General features: G+C 35.1%; 24 protein-coding genes and 1 riboswitch. Of the genes, 17 read left to right on the top strand and 7 right to left on the bottom strand.

Annotation, left to right across the window (positions count from 1 at the left end):
* The first annotated feature begins 350 nt into the window (after positions 1–350).
* On the top strand, positions 351–1,175 hold the full coding sequence (tnpC, locus tag BM212_RS08940) for an IS66 family transposase (RefSeq protein WP_091898158.1): 825 nt from the start codon (positions 351–353) through the stop codon (positions 1,173–1,175).
* 432 nt (positions 1,176–1,607) lie between these two features.
* On the opposite strand, the gene BM212_RS08935 is transcribed toward tnpC, so the two are convergent.
* A complete protein-coding gene (locus tag BM212_RS08935) occupies positions 1,608–3,236 on the bottom strand; it encodes an alpha/beta hydrolase (RefSeq protein WP_091898156.1) in 1,629 nt (542 codons plus the stop codon).
* A gap of 188 nt (positions 3,237–3,424) precedes the next feature.
* The gene (locus BM212_RS08930; protein ID WP_091898154.1) at positions 3,425–3,970 is read right to left on the bottom strand and encodes a cysteine hydrolase family protein; all 546 of its coding nucleotides are present in this window, start codon (positions 3,968–3,970) and stop codon (positions 3,425–3,427) included.
* A 285-nt stretch (positions 3,971–4,255) separates the two neighbouring features.
* Between BM212_RS08930 and BM212_RS08925 the strand changes: the two genes are divergently transcribed.
* Both BM212_RS08925 and BM212_RS08920 read left to right on the top strand, forming a co-directional pair.
* Positions 4,256–4,594 carry a hypothetical protein gene (locus BM212_RS08925; protein WP_218127222.1) on the top strand — a complete coding sequence of 113 codons (339 nt, stop codon included), beginning with the start codon at positions 4,256–4,258 and terminating at the stop codon, positions 4,592–4,594.
* A complete protein-coding gene (locus BM212_RS08920; RefSeq protein ID WP_091898152.1) occupies positions 4,595–4,885 on the top strand; it encodes a type II toxin-antitoxin system RelE family toxin in 291 nt (96 codons plus the stop codon). It begins immediately after the preceding gene.
* 133 nt (positions 4,886–5,018) lie between these two features.
* On the opposite strand, the gene BM212_RS08915 is transcribed toward BM212_RS08920, so the two are convergent.
* Complete coding sequence (locus BM212_RS08915; RefSeq protein WP_091898150.1) at positions 5,019–5,240, bottom strand: hypothetical protein; 222 nt, start codon at positions 5,238–5,240, stop codon at positions 5,019–5,021.
* 76 nt (positions 5,241–5,316) lie between these two features.
* Positions 5,317–5,419: riboswitch (SAM riboswitch) on the bottom strand.
* Positions 5,420–5,653: 234 nt separating this feature from the next.
* Here BM212_RS08915 and BM212_RS12955 point away from each other — a divergent pair.
* Positions 5,654–6,646, top strand: coding sequence for a DUF5050 domain-containing protein (locus tag BM212_RS12955; RefSeq protein ID WP_091898148.1), 993 nt, complete (start codon positions 5,654–5,656; stop codon positions 6,644–6,646).
* Between the two features lie 81 nt (positions 6,647–6,727).
* A complete protein-coding gene (locus tag BM212_RS12950) occupies positions 6,728–7,144 on the top strand; it encodes a hypothetical protein (protein WP_483869210.1) in 417 nt (138 codons plus the stop codon).
* Between the two features lie 232 nt (positions 7,145–7,376).
* Here BM212_RS12950 and BM212_RS08900 read toward each other — a convergent pair whose 3' ends face one another.
* Positions 7,377–9,149, bottom strand: coding sequence for an oleate hydratase (locus tag BM212_RS08900; RefSeq protein ID WP_091898144.1), 1,773 nt, complete (start codon positions 9,147–9,149; stop codon positions 7,377–7,379).
* A gap of 431 nt (positions 9,150–9,580) precedes the next feature.
* On the opposite strand from BM212_RS08900, the gene BM212_RS08895 reads away from it, so the two are divergent.
* The 5 genes from BM212_RS08895 (at position 9,581) to BM212_RS08875 (ending at position 15,334) form a co-directional block, all read left to right on the top strand.
* Positions 9,581–10,090: a GNAT family N-acetyltransferase gene (locus tag BM212_RS08895; RefSeq protein WP_245750956.1), complete on the top strand. Its 510-nt coding sequence runs from the start codon at positions 9,581–9,583 to the stop codon at positions 10,088–10,090.
* Between the two features lie 517 nt (positions 10,091–10,607).
* Positions 10,608–11,711 (top strand): iron-containing alcohol dehydrogenase family protein, encoded by a 1,104-nt coding sequence (locus BM212_RS08890; protein ID WP_091898142.1) that lies wholly within the window; start codon positions 10,608–10,610, stop codon positions 11,709–11,711.
* A 15-nt stretch (positions 11,712–11,726) separates the two neighbouring features.
* Entirely contained in the window at positions 11,727–12,911 is a 1,185-nt protein-coding gene (locus BM212_RS08885; RefSeq protein ID WP_091898141.1) for an aminotransferase class I/II-fold pyridoxal phosphate-dependent enzyme, read from the top strand.
* Positions 12,912–12,955: 44 nt separating this feature from the next.
* A complete protein-coding gene (locus tag BM212_RS08880; protein ID WP_091898139.1) occupies positions 12,956–13,783 on the top strand; it encodes a MetQ/NlpA family ABC transporter substrate-binding protein in 828 nt (275 codons plus the stop codon).
* A 168-nt stretch (positions 13,784–13,951) separates the two neighbouring features.
* Positions 13,952–15,334, top strand: a complete 1,383-nt coding sequence (locus BM212_RS08875) for an alanine/glycine:cation symporter family protein (RefSeq protein ID WP_198033964.1) — start codon at positions 13,952–13,954, stop codon at positions 15,332–15,334.
* Between the two features lie 376 nt (positions 15,335–15,710).
* On the opposite strand, the gene BM212_RS08870 is transcribed toward BM212_RS08875, so the two are convergent.
* Together BM212_RS08870 and BM212_RS08865 are read right to left on the bottom strand one after the other, a co-directional pair.
* Positions 15,711–16,664, bottom strand: a complete 954-nt coding sequence (locus BM212_RS08870) for a 1-phosphofructokinase family hexose kinase (RefSeq protein ID WP_072693366.1) — start codon at positions 16,662–16,664, stop codon at positions 15,711–15,713.
* The gene (locus BM212_RS08865) at positions 16,661–17,413 is read right to left on the bottom strand and encodes a DeoR/GlpR family DNA-binding transcription regulator (RefSeq protein WP_072693365.1); all 753 of its coding nucleotides are present in this window, start codon (positions 17,411–17,413) and stop codon (positions 16,661–16,663) included. The genes BM212_RS08870 and BM212_RS08865 overlap by 4 nt, the downstream gene beginning before the upstream one ends.
* A gap of 234 nt (positions 17,414–17,647) precedes the next feature.
* Between BM212_RS08865 and BM212_RS08860 the strand changes: the two genes are divergently transcribed.
* The 7 genes from BM212_RS08860 (at position 17,648) to BM212_RS08830 (ending at position 22,327) form a co-directional block, all read left to right on the top strand.
* The gene (locus tag BM212_RS08860) at positions 17,648–18,103 is read left to right on the top strand and encodes a PTS sugar transporter subunit IIA (RefSeq protein ID WP_072693364.1); all 456 of its coding nucleotides are present in this window, start codon (positions 17,648–17,650) and stop codon (positions 18,101–18,103) included.
* 15 nt (positions 18,104–18,118) lie between these two features.
* A complete protein-coding gene (locus tag BM212_RS08855; RefSeq protein WP_072693363.1) occupies positions 18,119–18,421 on the top strand; it encodes a PTS sugar transporter subunit IIB in 303 nt (100 codons plus the stop codon).
* 18 nt (positions 18,422–18,439) lie between these two features.
* The gene (locus BM212_RS08850; RefSeq protein WP_091898137.1) at positions 18,440–19,801 is read left to right on the top strand and encodes a PTS galactitol transporter subunit IIC; all 1,362 of its coding nucleotides are present in this window, start codon (positions 18,440–18,442) and stop codon (positions 19,799–19,801) included.
* Positions 19,791–20,024: a hypothetical protein gene (locus tag BM212_RS08845; RefSeq protein WP_072693361.1), complete on the top strand. Its 234-nt coding sequence runs from the start codon at positions 19,791–19,793 to the stop codon at positions 20,022–20,024. The genes BM212_RS08850 and BM212_RS08845 overlap by 11 nt, the downstream gene beginning before the upstream one ends.
* Before the next feature lie 17 nt (positions 20,025–20,041).
* Positions 20,042–20,791 carry a class II aldolase/adducin family protein gene (locus tag BM212_RS08840; protein ID WP_072693360.1) on the top strand — a complete coding sequence of 250 codons (750 nt, stop codon included), beginning with the start codon at positions 20,042–20,044 and terminating at the stop codon, positions 20,789–20,791.
* 63 nt (positions 20,792–20,854) lie between these two features.
* Entirely contained in the window at positions 20,855–21,661 is an 807-nt protein-coding gene (locus tag BM212_RS08835) for a Cof-type HAD-IIB family hydrolase (RefSeq protein WP_072693359.1), read from the top strand.
* Positions 21,662–21,715: 54 nt separating this feature from the next.
* A complete protein-coding gene (locus tag BM212_RS08830; RefSeq protein ID WP_091898135.1) occupies positions 21,716–22,327 on the top strand; it encodes an HAD family hydrolase in 612 nt (203 codons plus the stop codon).
* A gap of 114 nt (positions 22,328–22,441) precedes the next feature.
* On the opposite strand, the gene BM212_RS08825 is transcribed toward BM212_RS08830, so the two are convergent.
* On the bottom strand, positions 22,442–22,651 hold a 210-nt coding region (locus tag BM212_RS08825; protein WP_177206406.1), incomplete at its 5' end, for an ATP-binding protein.

Raw genomic sequence — 22,651 nt, 5'->3', positions numbered from 1 at the left:
AAAACTCTTCGAGCCATTTATCTGTCATCTCATCTGTTAACGGTAGTGTCACCTCCTTTTTTTCCGCAAGTCGAATGACTTCCGTTATTTTTTGTCTTGAGTGACCAGTAGCTGCACGAATACTTCGAAGCGAAAAGCCATCAGACCTCATCTCCAATACTTTCCTATATTGGAACATAAAAAAACCTCCATATAATAAATGTCATGCTTTAGGCTTAAATGCCGTAGGCATGCACATTAATTATACAGAAGTTAATAAGTGGTAAACAGGTTGGCAATGACTGGTACATTTCATGGCAAAGGGTGGTACAAAACTTGGCAGCGCTGGTACATTTCGCTGGCGGTAGTCAATGGTGGCTGAAATGCACAAAGTCCTTTTGAACCAGAAGGTTCTACACGCCGATGAAACGACCTTCAAAGTACTAAACGACAAAGAGCGACAAAAGTCCTATATGTGGTTGTTCAGTACCGGCGCATATGCCGAGCGAGCCATACATATCTTCAAGCTAGGTCCGTCACGCAGCGGATCTGTTCCCAGAGATTTCTTAGAGAACTATACCGGCTATCTACATAGTGACGGATTCTCTGGATACAACCATCTTCCAGGAATGACGATGGTTGCCTGCTTGGCACATATCAGAAGAAAGTTCTATGAAGCACGTCCAAAGAACTATTCCAGTAAGAGTGTCGCTCATAAGGGAGTCACGCTGTGTAACGAGTTATTTGCGTTGGATAAGTCCCTAAAGGACTTATCTGTCAATGAACGGTATGATCAGCGCCTAATAGTAGTAAAGCCCAAGCTTGAGGCTTTTTTTGACTGGTGTGAAACGTTGACGGCGCATGGGAAGTTGGGCACGGCGGTCAACTATGCATTGAACCTGAAAGAGCGCATGATGAATGTACTGGAAGACGGGCGTCTTGTACTTTCTAACAATCTGGCTGAACGAGGCATCAAGTCTCTCGTTATGGGAAGAAAAAACTGGCTTTTCTCTAAATCGATAGAAGGTGCACAGGCCGTCGCAACAATGTTAAGCCTAGTTGAAACGGCCAAATCCAACGGATTGCATCCAAGAAAATATCTGGAGTACCTCTTAACTCACCTCCCCAATCGACAAAATACACCTTTGGAGGCTTATTTGCCATGGCATCCAAAAGTGCAGAACGACTGTCGTTAGACATTCAACATAAAAATCGGACATTTCTTAGTATAGAAGTGTCCGATTTTTATTTGTAGGTGTTCACCTATTCACCGCTTACAATTAATTACAAAGTAAATAGAATAATTTTCACTTAAAAATCATAACAGTAATTTTTGATATACGACTCTTTTTTGCATGAAAGTTTCAATGTAATTCAGAAATTGTAGATAATAGGACTAAAATTGAGAGAATCTCCTGAAAAATATTATGCAAAGATAACTAGAAAGAAATTTAGAATTAATAGTGAGAGAAAAAATAGATTAATTCAAATACTACTTAAAAAGTCGATCAAGTAATTTCTATCAACATTGATAAAGCAACGTTAAGCATGAAGTCAAAAATATACTTAATGTCACATTAATAAAGATGGAAAGTGATTTTCATCGTGAAGATAGGAGCTGTCCATATCTATCTATACTGATACATAAATCTTTCCATATAGTATATGAAGGTTTGACTATAAAATCCAGGGAAGTACAAATCACTGGCATGTTCACCGTAAGGCATGCGGATGATGGCAATTTCGGTGTTGTTATTTTCCAGATAAGCGTCTTTAAAGTTCTCGGCTACTTGTGGATCAACGATTGTGTCGTGCTGACCCTGATAGACTAAAGCAGGTGGGCTATCTTTCTCTACAAGTAAGGCAGGATCGACCAGTTCGTCTTCTCCGGTGATATCTTGATAACCAGCTAGTCCGTTTGCAGGATAGATAGGAATGATTCCATTGACAGTCAGTCTGTCGTCTAACAGCTCAGTGTATTCACCACTAGATAATCCCAGTGCCACAGCATTAGCCAGATGTCCTCCCGCTGAACCGCCTGAAATGAAAACGGAGTCTATATTCGCTGAGTATTCTTCATGATGATCTGCCAGATAAGTTGTAAAGATTCCCAGATGACGTACCATGTCATCTATTGAAAAATCACCCGCAATTTCATCAGGAACAGTAGCAAATTCGACAAACTGATCTTGGTCATTCAACCCATACTGAACGTCAAAAACGACGTATCCCTGAGCAGCAAAGTATTTATTTATTTGCGAATAATTTTCGGATCCTTTATTACCCGAATTCCAGCCGCCTCCATGAATGCGTATCAAGGTAGATCCTTGTCCTGGGAGTTGATCTGCATTGACGGGTGGTGTGTATGCATCGAACCGAAGTTCCAGTCCTTCGTCCACACCTTCAGTTCCTTCATAAAACAAGATATCTTCAGTAACATTGTATTCTGTTGAAGGTACCCCAAAGAAGTAACCTGGAATAGATATTGGACTGCTCATAAATAAGGAGTCGTCTTCTCCAATCGTCTTCCATTCGTCGCCAAATGCTTCAGTGTAGTTGGTTTCTGCATCCTTCAACAAAGAAGGTATAGTGAGTAAAGGTAAATTGAAGAGTACAAATAAGGAGACACCTAAAACTGAAATCATTACTCCTATGATTGACCGCAGCTTAACTTTTGAAATTTTAAGTAAAAGACCTGCAATACTGAGAAAGATCAAGCTGTAAAATAAGCTATATTGAGAGATAACGACTTGGACTAATCCTACATCTATACCCGTTACTATAACGAATGCTAAAAAAGCACCGATTAATAAGACAATACTTAACAATAATATCAGGATGATTCTAATGACTTTATTTGTTTTCTTTTCTGACTGTCTTTGTGCTAGAAAAGGTCCTCTAGTTGACCTTTTTGTATGTGGTGTACGAGTGACAATAGCGCCCAGGATCATCATTAAAAAAAGGATGCCAATCGATAGTATACTTCTAGAGGATGCATTCGTGGGAGACAACGAAGCAACTGTGTTTAAAAGCATCACGGCTATAAGTCCAACACCGGACAGGATAAGGTAAGTATAATCTATCTTTATAGATTGGCTTCCAATTACACTGGCGATAATATTACCGGTCAGTGTAACAATCAATAATAGGCCATAACCATTCAGATAGACAGTCCCTATAGGGAAGACAAGGTAAAGGATACTTAGTAAAACTGAAACGATGTTCATAATAAATAAAAATTTAAAAAATACTTTCATATTCTCACTCCATTATGGTGAAGATCAGATTGAAATAACCATTAAGATTTGTCGCTCATTATATTGTATTCAATAAAACAATAAGTTGCAAAATATTCAGGTAGGTATTCATCATTTCAAATTGGAATTAAAAAATCTCTCTCAATTCCATATATAGAATCGAGGAGATTTTTATTGTCTATAGTTAACTAAACGACTTTTGCACCAAGCGTATTCTTAAAGTGTCTTAATGCCCATTCATGCCCAGCTTGATCAAAGCTAGCGACAGCATCTTGATGTACGATGATCGAGAACCCTTTGTTATAAGCATCTACCGCTGTATGCAGGACACAGATATCTGTACACACACCCACTAAATGAACTTCCTTAATGTCTCGTTCTCTCAGCTTTGTTTCTAAGTCTGTCCCGTTAAACGCGCTGTACCGTCTTTTATCCGTGTAGTAAACAGTTTTGGCATTTTTGATTTCTTGGTAATAAGCTTCCAAGTCGCCGTAGAGCAGACGTCCGTCGGTTCCTTCAATATTATGGGGAGGAAATAGTCCAGTCTCTGGATGGTATGGATCATTTTCAGTGTGCTTGTCGATTGTAAAAGCCACAAATTCGCCAGCTACATAGAATTCTTTTGTTAAGGATAAGACCTTATCGTGAATAGCTTGTCCGGGTTTTCCACATGTCAATGTACCGTCTTCAGCCACGAAATCATTTGTATAATCAATGTTGATCAATGCTTTCATATTCTATCAGTATCCTTTCTGGTAACCACTCATATAATAGTTTATTTATAGTTAGAGTATCAAAAGTTGAAGATAAAGCAAGTCTTTCCTACATTATAGTGAGTCATCGGGCTATCTCTCATCAATAATAAAGAACTTTCTGATCATACATACTAGAGATTTTTTGGTTATTCTGTTCAATATATAAGTAGTGTTAGAATTTTATAGAATTCAATATTTTAAAAGACTTTTTAAAGACTTTTAAAAATGATATAATAGAATTAAAATTAAAAAGGAGGAGATATGATGGCTATTGAAATGATTAGGAATATACCAAAGGGCTCTATTTCAGATGTGAAAAAAAGTCCTATGGATATTTTTAAGAAATCCGAAGAATTAAAACAAGGTGTATATATTTTGAATCGGGATAATGTTGCGGGCGTTATGATTTCGAAACAACAGTATGAAGGGCTATTAGATTTGATTGAAGAGTTAGAAGAAAAGGTATTGGAAACTAAAGTTGCTGAGCGGTTAGCTCGATACGATACACAAGAAAGTCCTGAAACCTATACAGTCGAAGAAGTATTTGGGAAAACATTAATGGAAATGCAGTTTGATCCTGATGAAGAAGATGAGTGGAAATAAATGGTATATAAAGTTGAGTTTATTGAAGAGGCTATTCAGGATTTTAAAAAGTTAGACAGATCGCAACAGATTTTAATAAGAAAATCGATTTTGAAAATTGAAAAATATGGTATGCAGGTTGGTGAAGCTCTAAGAGGAGAGCTTGCAGGCTGTAGAAAGCTAAAACATAAAAAAGCAGGTTTAAGAGTTGTTTTCAGAGAGACGAAAAAAGGTTTGGAGATTATTCAAATTCTAGCAATCGGTAAGAGAAGTGATAAAGAAGTGTATAAATCCGTGACTAAAAGATTATAGTTAGAATGCTTCAGTATTTTAAAGGACCAAAATTTTTAGAATCTTTATTTAATTTATTCTATAAGGTGTTAAATATATAAGTTTTTAAAAGAATAAGGAGCAGTTATCTGTCAGATAACTGCCCCTTATTCTTTTAATTGATAAAGTCTTTTCTATAATCAATATCCTCTAGCGTATGGATAGCATTCTCAATCTCAGGCAAGATCTTTTCGTACCAGCCGAGTCGATTGGCGCGCATCAGAACCCCTACTGCGTGAGGATACGGATCGACTTGCTCCCAGTGTGCCTGCTGAGCTAACAATTGCTGCTGCAGCTCCTCGAAATAGTGCTTTACTTCAGTATTTGTTACTTCCATTACTTAACCTCTCCTTTTATTTTCTGCAATAAAAAAAGCGTCACTTAGTAATTAAGAAGTGTGCGCCTGAATGATGGTCTTATTTTCCAAGTTCACACTTGTTGGATTTAGCACCGTGCCAAAAGGTCGGTTGCTGAAGCTTCATCGGGCCAATTCCCTCCGCTTGCTCTTAATAAGCTTTGCTATTCTATTGTAGTGTTATCTTAACATATTTTAGCTTTATTATCTATCATTCTGTAACCTTCTAAGAAATAGGAAGTTGTTAATGATTTACTAAAAATCGGTTTCTAATGAATGCAGGATTTGCTAAGATAGAAGTAATTAATAGGAATACATATGAACAATACAGCAATTGAAGTTTGAGAAAAAACCAATAAATAGTTAATCTGAATCAAAAAAAGGGGATCGTATGAATGGAAAAAATCAGAGATTGGATTGATATCGGATTGCGTGCTACTATGGGATATCTGATACCCATATTTTTTATCTTATATGTTATTTTGGAAGTTACGTTCAATATAGAGTTGTATAATCTATTTGAAGAATCTTTTATTTTATTCTTAATTGCTTTATCGAGTTATTTAGTGCCTCTGATAAAAAGATACCAGTATCATAAAGCAGGAATTTATCTGCCGACTTTTGAAGGTGTCAAAAAAACCTTAAATGAAAACCGATGGGAAGTTCTGGTTTTACATAATAATGAAATGATCGTTAGACCAAGGTTTGATTTTCCAAATCGTATCGTACTTAATAGTAAAATATCGGCAGAGTATAAACAAAATAGGCTTGAGTTCGCAGGTCCATATTACTATGTTGACCAATTGATTATTGATCTTGGCGGGGATACAAGTGATCGTGACAAGAAAAAAGAAAAAGGCTGGTATAAAAGTACAATTGGAGCTGTAGCTTTTGCCATTATCTTCCCATCCATACTTAATGGCGGTATGTTGTGGGAGATAAAGCGTTTATACCACAATAATTTTGTGGAGGCAGAGACCATAGTTGAAATGCCGGAAGATCAGATAATAGGAAACTCTGTTGAAAATATTAATAACGGCAGCTTCGCAGTAGCGAACGATAGATATATTTTTTATGTAGAAGAGGGCTATCAAATCAAGAAAGCAAAACAAGAACTTAGAGATAGTCAGACTCTTGTAACAGCCGAAAAAAATAGGGAGATAGAAGAACTGAATCTGGTTGGAGACTGGCTTTATTACACAGAGCAGGATTTTATAGAAGATAAGGCTGCACTTAAAAGAATGAATTTAGAGAATGAAAAAAGTGAGACTCTTTATATGATGGGTGGCGCAACCCAACTCCATATCTATGATAACTGGATCTATTTTATTAATGCTGAGGATGAATCTAGTTTATACAAAATGGATCTTAATGGAAATGATGTCTAAAGTGTACATGCGGAATTTACTACAGATCTAGCTGTATATAATAACCAGTTGATCATTAGTAGTTTTGAAGAGGAGGGAGATTTGAAAACCATTATCCGAGATACTCCTGGAAATTATCATAGCACGATTATGAATGAAGAAATGCACGATCTAGTGAAGTGGGAGAATTATTATTACTATATTGGGGAAAACGAAGGACTGTACCGTGTGAAAACGACTTTAGAATCTGAACCAGAAGTACTTGTCGAACACAACATCTCCAACTTTACCATAACGGAACAAGGGATTTTCTATTCCTTATATAGAAGAAGTTCTATGTATCTAGAAGAAGACAATGGTGTTTATCAGATGGATCTTGAAGGGAAAGAAAGAAAGCTTGTATACAAAGTCAATGATACAGTAGAAATCGCAAAAGTGAATGGAGACTTGTTATTCAGAGCCACCGGAGAATACGGATATGAGGATATAAAATGGTATGAATTAGGAACAGACCAATAATTATAATAGGATGTTTACTTTTGATTTATCGAAATAAGATAGATAGTAGGGGATTTGCTTTCTCTTGAAATAAACATATTTTAAAGTCTATAAAAAAGGTATGAACGAATCTCTTCATCCATACCCTAAATTATAGAGTCTACGTGCTTTTTCTTCAGTAATTTTATTTTTCGGAACGCTCATTCTGCATATAAAGAATTGTTTCAAATGGGAAACAATGGATAAGAAGCTGTTAAATAAGGTTTGCTTCTTTTAGAATCTCTTCTATATACGTATGCTGAGTTTTTTTAATAGCAGCATCTACCAATTTTCTTTTTACAAAAGGAAGATCAGCTTTTGTGAGCTTCTGTTTATCTGACAAGTAGTAGATCGCATCAGCAAGTGTGCGAATATCATAAGCAGAAGCAAAAACTTCAGGAACACCACGTTCGACATTTAGTAACTGGTAAACAGCTTCCATAGCCGTTCTGACAGAATATTCAGTAGTAAATACAGTATCGCGTTCTGTTTCTGAAAAATTCCCGATAAAGGCCAAGTTTTTTGATCCGTTTGGAACCACTAAAGGTCGGTCTCCCGGTTCTCTGAGCATAAAGTACGAAGTAATAAAAGGCATATAAACAGGAATCACTTTACAAGATTTTTCAGATAGCATTTGAATATCTTCTTCCACTATTCCTAGATGATACATTAATTCCTGTACAATCTCCTGACCGGAACATTGCTCGATTGGTTTTTTTATATAATTTCCTGGTTTATTTGATAAAAGGCCATATACCCACATAATCGTTTGGTGATCATTTTGTCCCTTGAAATGTGGTTGACGGTGTATTGCAAAGCTCATTAACCAGTTTGAATCCTTAATAGTGATTATGCCACCGGTAACGACTTTTCCTGTTCTCAATTTCCGTCGTGTTAAACGAGAAATATAAGGCTCAATATCAAAATTTTCCCAAGTAACGGTTGCTGAAACAAACCAGCTTTCGTCTGGAAGATTTTCATAAAAGACTTCTGGATGCCCGAATTCTGGAGATTGTTTGGCTAAGTTATTCCAAAGTTTCCAGCTTCCGCCTAAGTCATGTGTTATAGGTGCCGGTGTGTAATGGTCTCCTTGTGTAGAACTTTCCGTTATAGATCCATTTGTAACAAAAACTAAATCATTTTCAGTCAAAGGGATTTCTTGTGTTTCTTCATCTTTGGTCAATAAAATATTGCGTGCAACTTTTGTTTCGGTATCAATGTCAACTTGGATATTATTGATTTGTGTTTCATATTGGAAGTCGACACCTTTATCTTTTAAGAATGTTAGCAAAGGTTTAACTAAAGATTCATATTGATTAAAACGAGTAAATTTTAATGCAGTAAAATCAGGTAACCCTTTAATATGGTGAATAAAGCGCATTACGTAGCGTCTCATTTCAATTGCAGAATGCCATTTTTCAAACGCAAACATTGAACACCAATACAACCAGAAATTTGATTCGAAAAATTCATCACTAAAGACATCTTCAATTTTTTTACCAATTAATTGGTCTTCAGAAGTCATGAATAATTCAACTAATTCTTTTTGTGCTTTTTCCGATAATGTAAACTGTCCATCATCTGGAACACGTTCTCCACGGTTATGGATAATACGACAATTAGAAGAGTTTGGATCATCGTGATCTAACCAGTAAAACTCATCTAAGACAGAAGCATCTTCTACTTCAAGAGAAGGAATAGAGCGAAAAAGATCCCATAAACACTCAAAATGACTTTCCATTTCACGACCACCACGAGTAACAAACCCGTCGTGTGGAATAAAGGTTCCATCCAAAGAACCACCTGAAAGGGACAGCTCTTCGAAAATGTGAATATTTTCACCCTGCATATGTCCATCTCGTATCAAAAAAACAGCAGCTGATAATCCGGCCAAGCCAGCACCGACAATATAAGCGCTCTTTTCATCAACGCCTTCAGGTTTCCGACTTCTTGCGAATGCTTCGTAGTTTCCACTTGTGTATCTCATTATATGATCCTCCTATATGATTTGACATCTCAATTCTATTCCAATTGTGAATTTTATTCAAACGGAATGAACATTATTTTCTTTTAATCTAAATTAAACTAACTTATAGTCATTCACATGAATTAATTAGAATAGATAGGCATTTACAAAGAAAACATTACTGAATAAGAAACTAGCTAGAAGGAAGATATACTTTGATGATATTTTACCTGAAACAGGTCGGCATACTAAAGTTTACGAAGTAACGGTTAATAATTTGTAGTTCTCAGACAATACATGAAGACTATGAAAAGTAAAATTTAAATTGTAAAATAATCAATAAGTATAATATTAAAATTTGGCGTATTATAATTGTTCAATAGGAAAAGCAATAGTATCAGTTGCAACAACTAGTTTGTAATAAAGGAAATTAAAAAGGAGTAAAACAGATAATGGATAACATACAAATCAGATTAATGAATCAAAGAGAAGCTATCGAGATTGCGGACGAATGGAAGTATCCACAGCCATATGATTTTTACGATATGACAGTGGATCGGGAAGACTATGAAGAAATTATTGACCCTGTATCTCGTGGTGATCACTATTATTCAGTATTAAAGAATCATAATTTGATTGGATTCTTTGGTGTTTTCCCTAAAGAGTCAGGAGAGAATGAAATCGAACTTGGTCTGGGATTGAAACCTGATTTAACAGGGAAAGGATTGGGGAAGAACTTTGTTACAACAATCTTGCAGTACATAAAAGAAGAACACTCATATGTAAAAGTATGGTTATCAGTAGCGGACTTCAATCAGAGAGCTATAAAGTTATATGAACAAGTTGAATTTAACTATATAGGTGAAAAAGTGCAGGAAACCAACGGTGGAAAATATAACTTTATAGAGATGAGTAATTTTAGCGAAGACCTAATAGATAAAAATAATAATCTAAACTTTTAAAAGAGTGAAATAGAGGAAATTCATCTTAGTAATTGTGCCGGAGCTGGGGTGATATCACTTGAATCGGAGCCATTATAGGATTGATGATCTGGATCAGGAATATATATATAAATACATTTGACAAATGATTTTTAGACTGCTATTATTATGGAAATTAAATCATGATTAGATAAATATTAAAAAGAGTATAATACTTGCACGTTGAAGAGAAGAGTACATTCTGGAGTATGTTTATAGAGAGCCTCTGTTGGTGGGATGAGGTAGCGGAAATGGGATGGAAGATGGTCTTGGAGTGAAACGGTCGAAGGTTCTGTGAACTTCAAACCGTTACGGGTGCGCCCGATAAAGCGCCACAGTATCAGTAAGTCTATAGGACTGAACGCACTGGTTAAGGCAGTCACTGTGAAGTGGTTGTAAATCAAGGTGGTAACGCGAGAGAATTTTATTTTCCGTCCTTGCACAAAGTTTATTTGTGTGAGGGCGGAATTTTTTTTTGAAAAATTGGAGGGATAAAGATATGTCATTAATCGTGAGAACGGGTCCTCAAGAGTATGAATGCAGAGTAGGTGTATTAGATTCACTGAATGAAAGACTTAATAAACATGATATTCATAAAATTGTGATCATCCATGGAACAACCTCTTGGGAAATTGCCCAACCTTTTCTGTCAGAGCTGCTGGGAAGCGATGTTGAAATAGAGTTGAGTGCATTTAATGGAGAATGTACTTATGAAGAAGTTGAGCGCATCGCAGATTTTGCCAGTCAAATAAATGCCGATGCCATTATTGGTGTAGGTGGCGGTAAACTAATGGATACAGTCAAATATGCAGCCGCTAAAACTCCGGAAGTAAACTCTATCTTGATTCCAACTCTAGCAAGTAACTGTGCACCTTGGACACCTTTAAGTGTAATGTATACAGCTGACGGTGTTTGCTTGGGACATGATATTCATTCTAAGCAAGTAGGGATATTGCTGATTGAACCGAAGCTGGTGCTTGATTCTCCAGTAAATTATTTTATTGCCGGAGTGGCGGATACGATAGCCAAATGGTATGAATCTGATGTCATCTTGTCGCAACCAGCACACCAAAATAATGCATTTCTGCTTATGGCACGAGCTGCAGCTTTGAATTGTAAGAATAACATTGTTCAGTATGGAGAGCAGGCGGTAGCTGACATAAAGGGTCAGTCACTAACATCAGCCTTCATTCAGGTTGTGGAAACAATTATTGCTGTGAGTGGTCTGGTTGGCGGGCTGGGAGATGGCTATGCACGTACAACTATCGGACATGCGGTTCATGATAAAATCACTGTTTTTCCAGAAACACATGCATACCTGCACGGTGAAAAAGTAGCCTATGGTGTGATGATACAGTTAGCCTATGAGGGAAAATGGCGCGAAATAGATCAGATGACTGACTTCTATGAAGAATTAAAATTACCCAAGTCGTTAGCAGACTTGAAATTAAGTTACCTGACAAATGAGCAATTAGAAACATTCGCCGGGGAAATAGTCAAGGATGCCACTCTAAAAGAATCTGGTTATCCAGTTTCTCAACGGGAAATGACAAACGCCATAGTAGAGCTAGAAGAATATATAAAGGTAAAATCATCTAAATAGAACGGAGGATAAAAGATGGTTAATTTCGAGACTTCAGATACATTAAAACGATTGCCGAGACAATATTTCAGTTATCTTGCAGAAAAAAAGAAAGGGTATAAAGAAAAATATACCGATGTGATCGACTTAGGGGTTGGAAATCCAGATTTGCCGGCACCTGAATTTATTGTGGACGAACTAAAAGAAGCTGCCAGTGATCCGATAAATGATCAATATGGACCAGCTAGAGGATTTGATTACTTGAGAGAGGCAGTTGCTGAGTATTACTTGCGTGAGTATGGAGTAACGCTTGATCCCCAGAAAGAAGTAGCGATTCTACAGGGTTCAAAAGCTGGGATTGTTGAGATCAGTCAATGTTTATTAAATCCTGGAGATATGGTGTTGTTGCCAAATCCAACTTATCCGGACTATTTGTCAGGTATTGCCCTGGCAGGTGCTGAAGTAGCAGAATTGCCTTTGCTGGCAGAAAATCAGTACTTACCGAGATATGACCTGATCAGTAAGGAGGCAGCTGCAGCAGCTAAACTGATGTTTTTAAATTACCCGAATAATCCAACCTCTGCAGTGGCAACGCCTGAATTTTTTGCTGAAACAGTTACGTTTGCAGAGAAGAATAATGTTTGTGTGGCTCATGACTTTGCTTATGGCACAATCGGGTTCGATGGCGAACGACCATTGAGTTTTCTGCAGACACCTGGAGCTAAGGATATTGGAATTGAGTTCTTTACGTTATCTAAGTCGCATAATATGGCAGGATGGCGCATGGGCTTTGCAGTCGGAAACGCTTCTGTCATCGAAGGAATCAATTTGCTGCAGGATCATACTGGCTGTGGCTGGTACGGGGGAATCCAAAGAGCAGCAGCGAAAGCATTAAGAGAAGACCAGTCATCTGTCCGAGCATTGACGGCTACATATGAGCGACGACGCGATTTGTTCTTAGCTGAATTAGCGGAAAGTGGACTTGAAATCAACAAACCAAAAGGTTCTTTTTATATTTGGATGAAAGCACCGGGAGAATTCACTTCAGAAGAGTTTATGGAATTCCTGGCGAGCGAAGCACATGTATTAGTTGCTCCGGGAGATGGATTTGGAAGTCTAGGAGAAGGTTATGTCCGTATTGGGTTGTCCCAACCAGACGACCGATTATTGGAAGCAGCCAGACGAATTGCACGATTATCACCTTACTCAGTAAAAGTGTAAGTTTTTAAACGGGATAAATTAAAATAATATTTGGAGGAATTAGAATGAGTAAAAAATGGGGAGTATTAGCAACTATAGCAACAGGAGTAATTTTAACGGGGTGTGGAGCTGGACAATCAGATTCTGCAGAATCTGAGGATTTGTTGAGTGATGGTGTCCTAACAGTTGGTGTCACGGCGGGACCGCACGAAGACATTGTTAACGAAGTTAAAAAAATTGCAGCAGAAGATGGACTGGAAATAGAAGTCGTTTCTTTTACAGACTTTGTAAAACCTAATACAGCTTTAGCAGAAGGTGATTTGGATATTAATTCCTTTCAGACTGGCATTTTCTTAGATACGGTAGTAGAAGACAGCGGATATGACTTAACGAAAATAGAGCCGACAGTTACTATTCCTATGGGGATTTATTCAGAAAAATATAGTGACATCAGTGAAATCAAAGAAGGGGATGTTATTGGAATTCCTAATTCACCAACCCAAGAAGGACGTGCACTGCAACTATTTGAAGATGCGGGTCTGATTACACTGCCTGAAGGTTCAAGTATAGAGGTAACAACTAGTGATATTGAGGAAAATCCATTAAATCTGGATTTTGTGACAACTGAAGCGGCTCAATTACCAGCACAATTACAAGATGTTGGAGCAGCAGGAATTAACTCGAACTTTGTACTTGATGCCGGAATGAATCCAGCTGAAACAAGTTTGTTTATGGAAGATGTAGATGACTTATTCCAGGTGAACTACATTGTATCTCGAACAGAAAATAAAGATGACGAAGCATTGGCACAATTTGTAGAGTATTACAAGACTCCTGAGATCAAACAATTTATTGAAGAAGAATTTAAAGGAGCATTAGTACCATCTTGGTAGAAACAGGTAAATTATCCGGATTAAATTTTGTTTAGTTAGTGGAAATTTAAAAAACAAAACTGTAAACGCAACCTTAATTCTTTTCATGAATTTGCTCAACATCAGACTTCTTTAATGTGGTATTATTATTAATTATAATATGAAAAGTAAATTGAAGGAGTCTGATGTATGGAAGGTTTTATGGAATGGATCATGAAGGTCAACGAGTTTGTTAATGACCTGGTTTGGGGATGGCCATTATTATTACTGATTTTCGGAACAGGTATTTTTTTAACGATATATATACATTTTGTTACTTTTACTAAATTCGGTTATATAATTAAAGAAACATTTTTTAAGATGTTTAAAAAAGACCAAGTCGGAGAAGGAGAAGTCACAGCCTTTCAAGCGGTCTCTACAGCTTTAGCGGCAACGGTTGGCACCGGGAATATTGCGGGTGTCGGAACGGCGATAGCTATCGGTGGTCCAGGCGCAGTTTTCTGGATGTGGGTCGCCGCAATGTTTGGTATGGCGACAAAATATGGTGAAGTTGTCTTATCTATTAAATATAGAGAGAAAACAGAGGACGGCCGGTTTGTCGGGGGACCGATGTATTACTTAAGCAAAGGCGCTAATATGAAGTGGCTGGCAGTCATTTTTGCAGTATTTGGAACATTGGCGACATTTGGAATCGGAAATATGGTTCAATCCAATTCAGTGGCGGATTCTTTAAATGTTACATTTGGGATCAATCCTTTAATAACCGGAGTCGTACTGGCGATATTAGTCGCATTGGTTATTCTTGGAGGAATCAAATCGATTGGAAAAGTTACAGAAATTATTGTGCCATTTATGGCAGCTGTCTATATTATCGGTGGTGTGAGTATTGTTTTATTGAATATTCGTTTGATACCAGAAGCATTCAGAGTGATCTTCCATGATGCCTTTACGGGTTCATCGGCGGCTGGAGGATTTGTGGGCTCTTCTATTGTGCTTTCTATAAGATATGGTGTTGCCAGAGGGATATTCACGAATGAAGCGGGTCTTGGTAGTGCGCCGATCGCACATGCGGCAGCAACCACAGATCACCCAGTAAGACAAGGCTTATGGGGTGTATTTGAAGTGTTTGCAGATACAATCGTTTTGTGTACGATAACTGCTTTAGTTATCGTTATGACAGGAGCATGGGATACTGGACTCGATGGTGCACCACTGACGACTGCAGCGTTTGAAGAAGGATTACCATATGGTGGATATGTCGTGACATTCGGACTGATATTCTTTGCATTTTCAACGTTACTAGGCTGGTCTTATTATGGAGAACGCTGCATGGAATACTTATTCGGACCAAAATCCATCATTATCTATCGACTAGTTTATCTACCATTAATTGTGATTGGATCAGTTGGAGGTCTGCGAGTAGTCTGGGCATTAGCCGATACGCTAAATGGATTGATGGCTCTACCTAACCTGATAGGATTATTGATTCTAAGTCCAGTCATTGCTAAATCTACAAAAGATTTCTTTGGCAAAGGTGGTATTTATGAGAGAGAGCAGAAACAAGTAGAGTAAAACGTTAGATTTATTTTAGTTAAAATTATATAGAAAAGATCTCTTTTTAAAGAGATCTTTTCTATTTTTATAGCTTTTAACCATAATTTATTAATGATTATTTTGAAACAATTTCATAGGTTTAGACTGGGATTTTTTTGATAAAATTATATGCGATTTCTTTGTTTGTTTTTGGCATTCTAAAAGGGAAGATATATTAGGAAGAACCTCTAATGTCCTAAAAATTTTTAAAGAAAAAATATAAATTATATATATTAGTAAGTTTAAGGTTGGAATGAAACAGAATCAAATTGGAAAAGAGAATATATAATAAAAAACATTGATATTTATAGGCAAGCATTATATCAATGTTTTTTATTTAATTAGTCATAGATTTTTAAAAAGAATGTACTTCTTTGATCGTTATTTGCTTAGAAATAGCATTCACATTTTCTTGCGAAACAACTCCGACACCCGATTCCATTGCATTTGCTACACCACAAGCCATAGCTTGTCTAAGAATTTCTTCGTCACTAAAGTGATTCTCAAATGAGTAAGCGACTCCACCTACAGTAGCATCTCCAGAACCAGTAGGATTAACTAGCTGAATGCTTGGGATACTTACATCATAAATTTTGTTTTTCATTTTTGCTACTGCTCCATCTCCTCCACACGATACTAATACATAGGGGATATCTATATTATGCAGTTTAAGCATCTCTATAACTTCAGATTTTTCTGTAATTTCTTTATCATAAAGCTCCCCAAATTCGAAGAGATTAGGTTTAATAAAATCTGGTCGATATTTACTTTTATTTACAATATTTTTTAATTTTTCTTTTGAAACGTCCATTAAAATAATTATTTCATGATTAATCTTTGTTCTAAGAACTTCTAACAATTCATTATAAAAAAATTCATTTTCACTGTTTACTGAACCATTAACGCTGACAATGTTGATATGATTTGCGCTAATAATTTCAAGAATAGAATTAAAAGTCTCTATTTTTTTCTCTTCAGATATTAAAGGCCCTTTTTCAACAATTTCGGTATGAGTTTCATTATCATGCATAATAGTTATGGCGTTTCTGGATTCTTCTTCAATTTTGATATGGTAATTAGAAAATTTTTCTTTTTGTAATTCTTTGTAAATTATTTTCCCGTTAGTCCCCCCAAGAAAAATAAAAGCTAGTACCTCTGTATTTAAAGAGGCGATCGTACGAGAAGCATTTATTCCTTTTCCACCGGGCATTTTTGTAGGAGTATTGAATCTATTTTGTTTTCCGAGATTAAAATGATCAATATGATATATATAATCCATAGAAGGATTAAGAGTAATAGTTAAAATCATGAGTCTATCCTCCTATTTATCATTTTTGTATATTTGCTGTAATATTCAAATTTCTCATCAGATATTTTATTATCCGTAATAACGCTATCTATTTTGTCTAATGTAGTGAAAGTGTACATGTCAGAATAATCAAATTTTGAACTGTCAGCAATCAATATATTTTTTTTAGAAGCATTCATTACTTTAACTTGTAAACGACCTAATGAGGGGTTCGAAGTTGTAACATTTTCATTATATATTCCATTCGTAGATAAAAATGCTATATCAATATTTAAATTATCAAAAAAAGATTCAGCATGTAACCCGACAAATTCACTAGTACGCTGATAAAGTTCTCCGCCAGTTAAAAAAATATTATCAAATTTATTTTGTACTAACCAGTTAAAAGTAAAAAGACTATTTGTAATAATTGATTTATACAATTTATCAATAGATTTTATTGCATGATAGACAGTTGTACCAGCACCAATGAAAATCACATCATTGTCATGGATAATACTATTCATGACTGTCCCTATATATTCTTTTTCTTCAATATGCTTATTAATTTTTTCATCAGTAGATAATACTCTGTTTCTTCTTCGAGCCCCCCCTTGTTCTTTAAATAATAATTTTTCTTTTTCCAATTCATTGATATCACGTCGAATAGTCATCTCAGAAATATTCAATGTTTTAGCCAGTTCACTGATTGAACAATATTCATTTACCTCCAAAATGGAGATTATTTTTTTTTGTCGTTCATTCTTCATAACAACTAATTCACTCCTTCTACTATATAGATTAACATTATATGTTTGTATTATAACAAAAGATGTGAAAAATATCATATTTTTTTGAAAGAAAATAAATGATATTTTTATAAAGCTAGTAAAATAAAGGATTATACCTTTGAAAAAATGTTATGGAAAGCGTTGACAAAAACTAGAATGTTAGTATAATAACACTATAAAGAAAAAATATTAACAAAAAAGGAGGTTTTGGTTATGTATAACAACATGGTAATCCCAGATCTTGTGAACATTCATTTAGATGGAAAGAACCAAAAAGAATTGTTTCAGAATGTAGGTGAGGATTTATATAGGAAAAATTATGTTACTGAGGGGTATCTAGAAGGTATTATCGATAGAGAAGCTAAGTATCCAACAGGTTTAGCGACCCAATCTTTAAATATTGCGCTACCCCATTCGGATCCAGAATATATTAAAGAACCATTTATTTATATTGCTCGAAATAATAGACCCATTCAAATGCTCCAAATGGGAGATAATACGGAATTAGAATGTAATTATTTTTTCTTTTTAGGAATTAAAGAACCAAATAAGCAAGTAGGACTATTATCAAAATTAATGGAACTTTTTATGAATGAAAATTTCATAAAAAGTCTAAAATCTATTGATGATGAGAAAGATATGTACGAATTAATAAAAACTAATATATAGAAAGAGGTACTTAAAATGGCAAAAAAATTAATTGTAGCATGCGGTAGTGGAGTAGCAACGAGTACAACGATAGCTGAAAAAATTAAAAATAAATTTGAAAATGACAACATTGATTATCCAGTAGAAGCAGTGGATTATAAATCTATTACAAATGAATTACCAAGTGCAAGTATTTATGTATATATTGCAAAGCCAGATCAAGAAGTTTTAGATCAAGCCGAAAAACTAGGAGTATCTGTTTTCCCGGGTATTCCTTTCTTAACCGGAATGGGTTTAGAAGATACGTATGAAAAAATTGTAGAAGTTACTAAAAAATAGAGAAGGAAGTGGGAAAAAATGGGAGCTTTTGAAAGTACTATACAATGGGTCCTTAATCTAGGATCTGCAGTATTTGTTCCAATTATTATTTTTATTATAGGTATTATCGCAAAAATGCCACTTAAAAGAGCATTTATCTCTGCATTAACCTTAGGTGTAGCTTTTACAGGCATGAACCTTGTAATCGAGTTTATGTCAAATGCAGTAGCACCAGCTTCTGAAGCACTTGCCTTAAATACGGGTATTTCGCTACCAGCATTAGACTTGGGTTGGACAGGTGCGGCAAGTATTACCTGGTCTTGGGTTTATGCATTTGTATTTTTTGCTATACAGATTGTCATCAATATTATTATGCTGACTTTAAACTGGACGAAGACACTTAACGTTGACATGTGGAATGTCTGGGGAAAAGCTTTAACTGCTTACTTAGTTTATTTTGTAAGTGGACAACTTTGGGCAGGATTTTTAGTAGCAGGGATTCAAGTTATTGTAGAGTTGAAGTTAGGAGATATGTTCCAAAAACATATTGAAGATTTAACTAATATTCCTTTAGTAACAGTAACTCATCCTATGATTCTTTCAGCAGTTTTGATGTTGCCAATCAATAAATTAATGGATAAAGTACCGTTTTTAAATAAAAAGGCGAATACAGATGCTCTACGTAAAAAGATTGGTATCTTTTCTGAAAATTCAGTCATGGGATTTTTGATAGGATTATTACTAGGCTTTGCTGGAGCTTATGGACTTTCAGGATCATTGAATTTAGCAATTCAAGTGGGTACTGCCATGACTTTATTCCCAATGATAAGTAAATTGTTTATGCAATCACTATCACCATTAGCTGATGCAATGAGTGAATTTATGAAGAAAAGATTTAAAGATAGAGAGGTTTTCATCGGCATGGATTGGCCAGTACTAGCCGGCCGTTCTGAAATATGGGTTACATTAATATTGATAGTTCCTGTGTTCATTGGATTCTCCTTGTTTTTACCCGGAAACATTGTATTACCTATTGCTGGCGTATTAAACTATTCAATTGCAGTTGGTGGATTACTCTTAACAGGAGGAAACCTATACAGAATGTTAATTTTAGGGGTCCTATTTACACCACTTTATCTTTATAGTGCAACTTACTTTGCACCTATTCTTACAGGATTAGCAAATACAACAGGTGCTGTAGAAGTTGATGAGGGTGGCTTAATTACGTGGTCTACTATCGAAGCTCCTGAATTCAGAATTATGTTTGCAGAGGCTTTTAAAGGGAATTGGTTAGCTATTGGAGGAGCAGCAATTTTTATAGCATTGTATGTATGGCTTTATAAAGTTATGAATGCTGAAAAGATTCCTTCAGAAAGGTATGAAGCTATTAATGAAAAATAATAGAATAATATGGATTTTATTATTGATGATTGCATGTGGCTTATTCTTAGTTGGGTTAAATACAAATAATTTTTTATATAATGTACTAACTATAATTATAGCATTCTTAGTATACCGAAAAGGTTATTCTGATCTTTTTCAAGAATATGATAAAAAGCAAGATGCGAAAAGGGAAAGTTCTAAACAAGTTTACAATGCTTTGTACAAATCGAAAGCAAAATAATTGGAGGTATCATTTAGATGACAAAAGGCAGAATTTTATTCGAAGATGAAAGAAAAAGTTTAGCAAAAGCGGTAGAGTTAACTTATTATCGAAAAAATACTAATACAGCAGGAGGAAACTTCTCATTTAAGACGACAGATGAAAATGGAAAAGATTACATTATTATGACACCATCTATGATGTCTGAAACTTATCACGGTGTATTGAGTGCATCTCAGGTATTAGTTGTTGATTTAGAAACGAGAGAAAAGGTGGCTGGTGAAGGAGAAGTTACAAGAGAAATTAATATGCATTTTGCTTGTTATGAAACAAATCCTGAAATTAAATGTGTATTCCATGCCCATGCCCCAAATGCTATGTTTTGGGCAACCAGTCATTTAGATATGCCAAATCTTACTGAAGCTACACAAAAAGTTGAGTATATCAAAGTACTTGATTTCGAGCCAAATACTACACCTGAATTAGCAGCGATCGTTAAAGGTGAATTAGAGCAAGATTCAAGATTACCTAAAGAATATTTATTAGATAGCCACGGAGTTTTAGTTCTCACACCAGGATTAGATGGAGTTGAAGCACTAAATAAAGCTCTGCAGATTATTGATACCGTAGAATGGAATGCAGAAATTGCGTATAAGCAAACAATTTTTCAAAAACTTGGTATCCTTGATGGATTTTATTCTAAAGGATATAAAATTGGAGATATTAATGATTTGGTAAGCCATAATGAAATTTGGAATAAAGGTAAAGCTGACGAAGGTTTCGAATAAAATAATTGAATTAGAATGAAGGAAGAATTATTTTCCTTCATTCTTTTTACATTAGGAGGGTATATGAAATTAATAGCAATTGATATGGACGGAACACTTTTGAATTCTCAAAATTATATTACTAATAAACAACTTAATTTCTTGGAAAAATTAGATACTAAAAAAGATTTTCATCTAGTTTTAACAACAGGCAGACCATTAAAAGGAGTCATAAACATGATTCCAGAGAAAATCAAGCAAAATCTATATATTATTGGTTTAAATGGAAGCATTATTGTAGATCCCAAAATGAATACTACAAAAAGTTATAGTTTGAATTTACTTGAGTTTATGGAAATTCAACAGTTTGCTAAAAGAATAAACGTAGATGTGGCGGTATTAGATTCTAAAGAATTTTATACTACCGCTGAAAAAACAACCAATTTAATGAAATATGATGCTGGTTTAAACAAAATGGAAATGAAAGAAATTAAATTAGAGAATATTAAGAATTTGGATATTATCGCGAAAGTATTGTTGTTTTTCCAACCTGAAAGAATGAAAGAAGTAACAAATATGATTCCACAACAGTTCTTTCGTCAATTTAGTATTGTTTTCTCACAACCTTATTTAATTGAATTTCTGCCTCAAGGGATTGATAAAGGAAGTTCTATATTATCATTAGCGAAACAGCTTAAAATTGATGAAAAAGATATCGTGGTTATTGGGGATGGATTAAATGATTTACCTATGATAAAAATTGCCGGTGTATCTATTGGTATGAAGAATTCAGTTCCAGAAGTACTAAACAGTGTAGATTATGTAACTCTAAGTAACGATGAAGATGGTGTTCAATATGCCATCGAAAAATTTATTTTAAAAAATAGTTAATATATTTTCTTATAGAAAAAGATTAAACAGATTTATAAGGTAAGGTGGAATAAAATGATTAAGGCAGTAGGGTTAGATTTAGATGATACATTATATGATAGAAATCAAGTTTATGAAAAAGCATACACTATTATGGAAAGAAATATTCTTTCAACTAAAACTTCTTTTGAAGAATTTAATCAAGTATTTCAGCGGAAATCGCTCATAGAATTTCAAAATTTTGTTAAAGGAATAAAAGGGGAATTGGATTATAAAACAGATCGGGTTATAGACACTTATAAGGAACTGGGATGGGAACTAAGTAATGAGCAAGCACTCATTTTCAATAGTGTATGTCTTCATTTTAGAGATCAGATAAAAATTAGACCTGGAATGAAAAAATTAATCGATTATTTAAAAACTGTAAATGTTCAATTATTTATATTAACAAATGGTCCTGAAAAGACACAGTTAAAAAAATTGCATAATCTGGGTATAAATAAATATATTCAGCACGATAGTTTTTTTATTTCAGAGAAGTTAGGAGTAGCCAAACCTAACAAAAAAATTTTTGATGTAATAGAAGATAGACTTAAATTAAATGGTAATGAAATATTATATATTGGTGATCACTATGAAAGTGATATACGCAGTAGTTTGAAAAATGTGATTATTACGCGCTTATAGACCCGCCTATTCGCAAGAATGAGTCTCTCAATATCCATTACAAGTCCACTTGTTCGTGCTTAGAGTCCACTAAATAGCCACGCTCGGTGAAAGCGTGGCTTGTTGTGACAGGATTTAGTTAGTACTTGCTTTAGCTAACTGTTCTCGCATATTTAATTGACCTGTATCAAACCATACGGCATTATGCACGATTCTATCCATAATGGCGTCCGCATGAACACCGCCTCCTAATCTTTTATGCCAATCTGACTTTCTAAATTGTGTACAATAGATGGTGGAGCCGGAGTCGTAGCGACGTTCAATGATTTCGAAGAGAAATTTCAG

Source organism: Marinilactibacillus piezotolerans (assembly GCF_900114235.1).
Taxonomy (GTDB): Bacteria; Bacillota; Bacilli; order Lactobacillales; family Carnobacteriaceae_A; genus Marinilactibacillus; species Marinilactibacillus piezotolerans.
This window is presented reverse-complemented; position numbering and strand designations above follow the sequence as displayed.

What these genes read in the sequence shown, in the direction of transcription:
- tnpC (WP_091898158.1), top strand. Translation starts at nt 351, where the DNA reads ATGGTGGCTGAAATGCACAAAGTCCTTTTGAACCAGAAGGTTCTACAC.
- BM212_RS08935 (WP_091898156.1), bottom strand. Translation starts at nt 3,236, where the DNA reads ATGAAAGTATTTTTTAAATTTTTATTTATTATGAACATCGTTTCAGTT.
- BM212_RS08930 (WP_091898154.1), bottom strand. Translation starts at nt 3,970, where the DNA reads ATGAAAGCATTGATCAACATTGATTATACAAATGATTTCGTGGCTGAA.
- BM212_RS08925 (WP_218127222.1), top strand. Translation starts at nt 4,256, where the DNA reads ATGGCTATTGAAATGATTAGGAATATACCAAAGGGCTCTATTTCAGAT.
- BM212_RS08920 (WP_091898152.1), top strand. Translation starts at nt 4,595, where the DNA reads ATGGTATATAAAGTTGAGTTTATTGAAGAGGCTATTCAGGATTTTAAA.
- BM212_RS08915 (WP_091898150.1), bottom strand. Translation starts at nt 5,240, where the DNA reads ATGGAAGTAACAAATACTGAAGTAAAGCACTATTTCGAGGAGCTGCAG.
- BM212_RS12955 (WP_091898148.1), top strand. Translation starts at nt 5,654, where the DNA reads ATGGAAAAAATCAGAGATTGGATTGATATCGGATTGCGTGCTACTATG.
- BM212_RS08900 (WP_091898144.1), bottom strand. Translation starts at nt 9,149, where the DNA reads ATGAGATACACAAGTGGAAACTACGAAGCATTCGCAAGAAGTCGGAAA.
- BM212_RS08895 (WP_245750956.1), top strand. Translation starts at nt 9,581, where the DNA reads ATGGATAACATACAAATCAGATTAATGAATCAAAGAGAAGCTATCGAG.
- BM212_RS08890 (WP_091898142.1), top strand. Translation starts at nt 10,608, where the DNA reads ATGTCATTAATCGTGAGAACGGGTCCTCAAGAGTATGAATGCAGAGTA.
- BM212_RS08885 (WP_091898141.1), top strand. Translation starts at nt 11,727, where the DNA reads ATGGTTAATTTCGAGACTTCAGATACATTAAAACGATTGCCGAGACAA.
- BM212_RS08880 (WP_091898139.1), top strand. Translation starts at nt 12,956, where the DNA reads ATGAGTAAAAAATGGGGAGTATTAGCAACTATAGCAACAGGAGTAATT.
- BM212_RS08875 (WP_198033964.1), top strand. Translation starts at nt 13,952, where the DNA reads ATGGAAGGTTTTATGGAATGGATCATGAAGGTCAACGAGTTTGTTAAT.
- BM212_RS08870 (WP_072693366.1), bottom strand. Translation starts at nt 16,664, where the DNA reads ATGATTTTAACTATTACTCTTAATCCTTCTATGGATTATATATATCAT.
- BM212_RS08865 (WP_072693365.1), bottom strand. Translation starts at nt 17,413, where the DNA reads ATGAAGAATGAACGACAAAAAAAAATAATCTCCATTTTGGAGGTAAAT.
- BM212_RS08860 (WP_072693364.1), top strand. Translation starts at nt 17,648, where the DNA reads ATGTATAACAACATGGTAATCCCAGATCTTGTGAACATTCATTTAGAT.
- BM212_RS08855 (WP_072693363.1), top strand. Translation starts at nt 18,119, where the DNA reads ATGGCAAAAAAATTAATTGTAGCATGCGGTAGTGGAGTAGCAACGAGT.
- BM212_RS08850 (WP_091898137.1), top strand. Translation starts at nt 18,440, where the DNA reads ATGGGAGCTTTTGAAAGTACTATACAATGGGTCCTTAATCTAGGATCT.
- BM212_RS08845 (WP_072693361.1), top strand. Translation starts at nt 19,791, where the DNA reads ATGAAAAATAATAGAATAATATGGATTTTATTATTGATGATTGCATGT.
- BM212_RS08840 (WP_072693360.1), top strand. Translation starts at nt 20,042, where the DNA reads ATGACAAAAGGCAGAATTTTATTCGAAGATGAAAGAAAAAGTTTAGCA.
- BM212_RS08835 (WP_072693359.1), top strand. Translation starts at nt 20,855, where the DNA reads ATGAAATTAATAGCAATTGATATGGACGGAACACTTTTGAATTCTCAA.
- BM212_RS08830 (WP_091898135.1), top strand. Translation starts at nt 21,716, where the DNA reads ATGATTAAGGCAGTAGGGTTAGATTTAGATGATACATTATATGATAGA.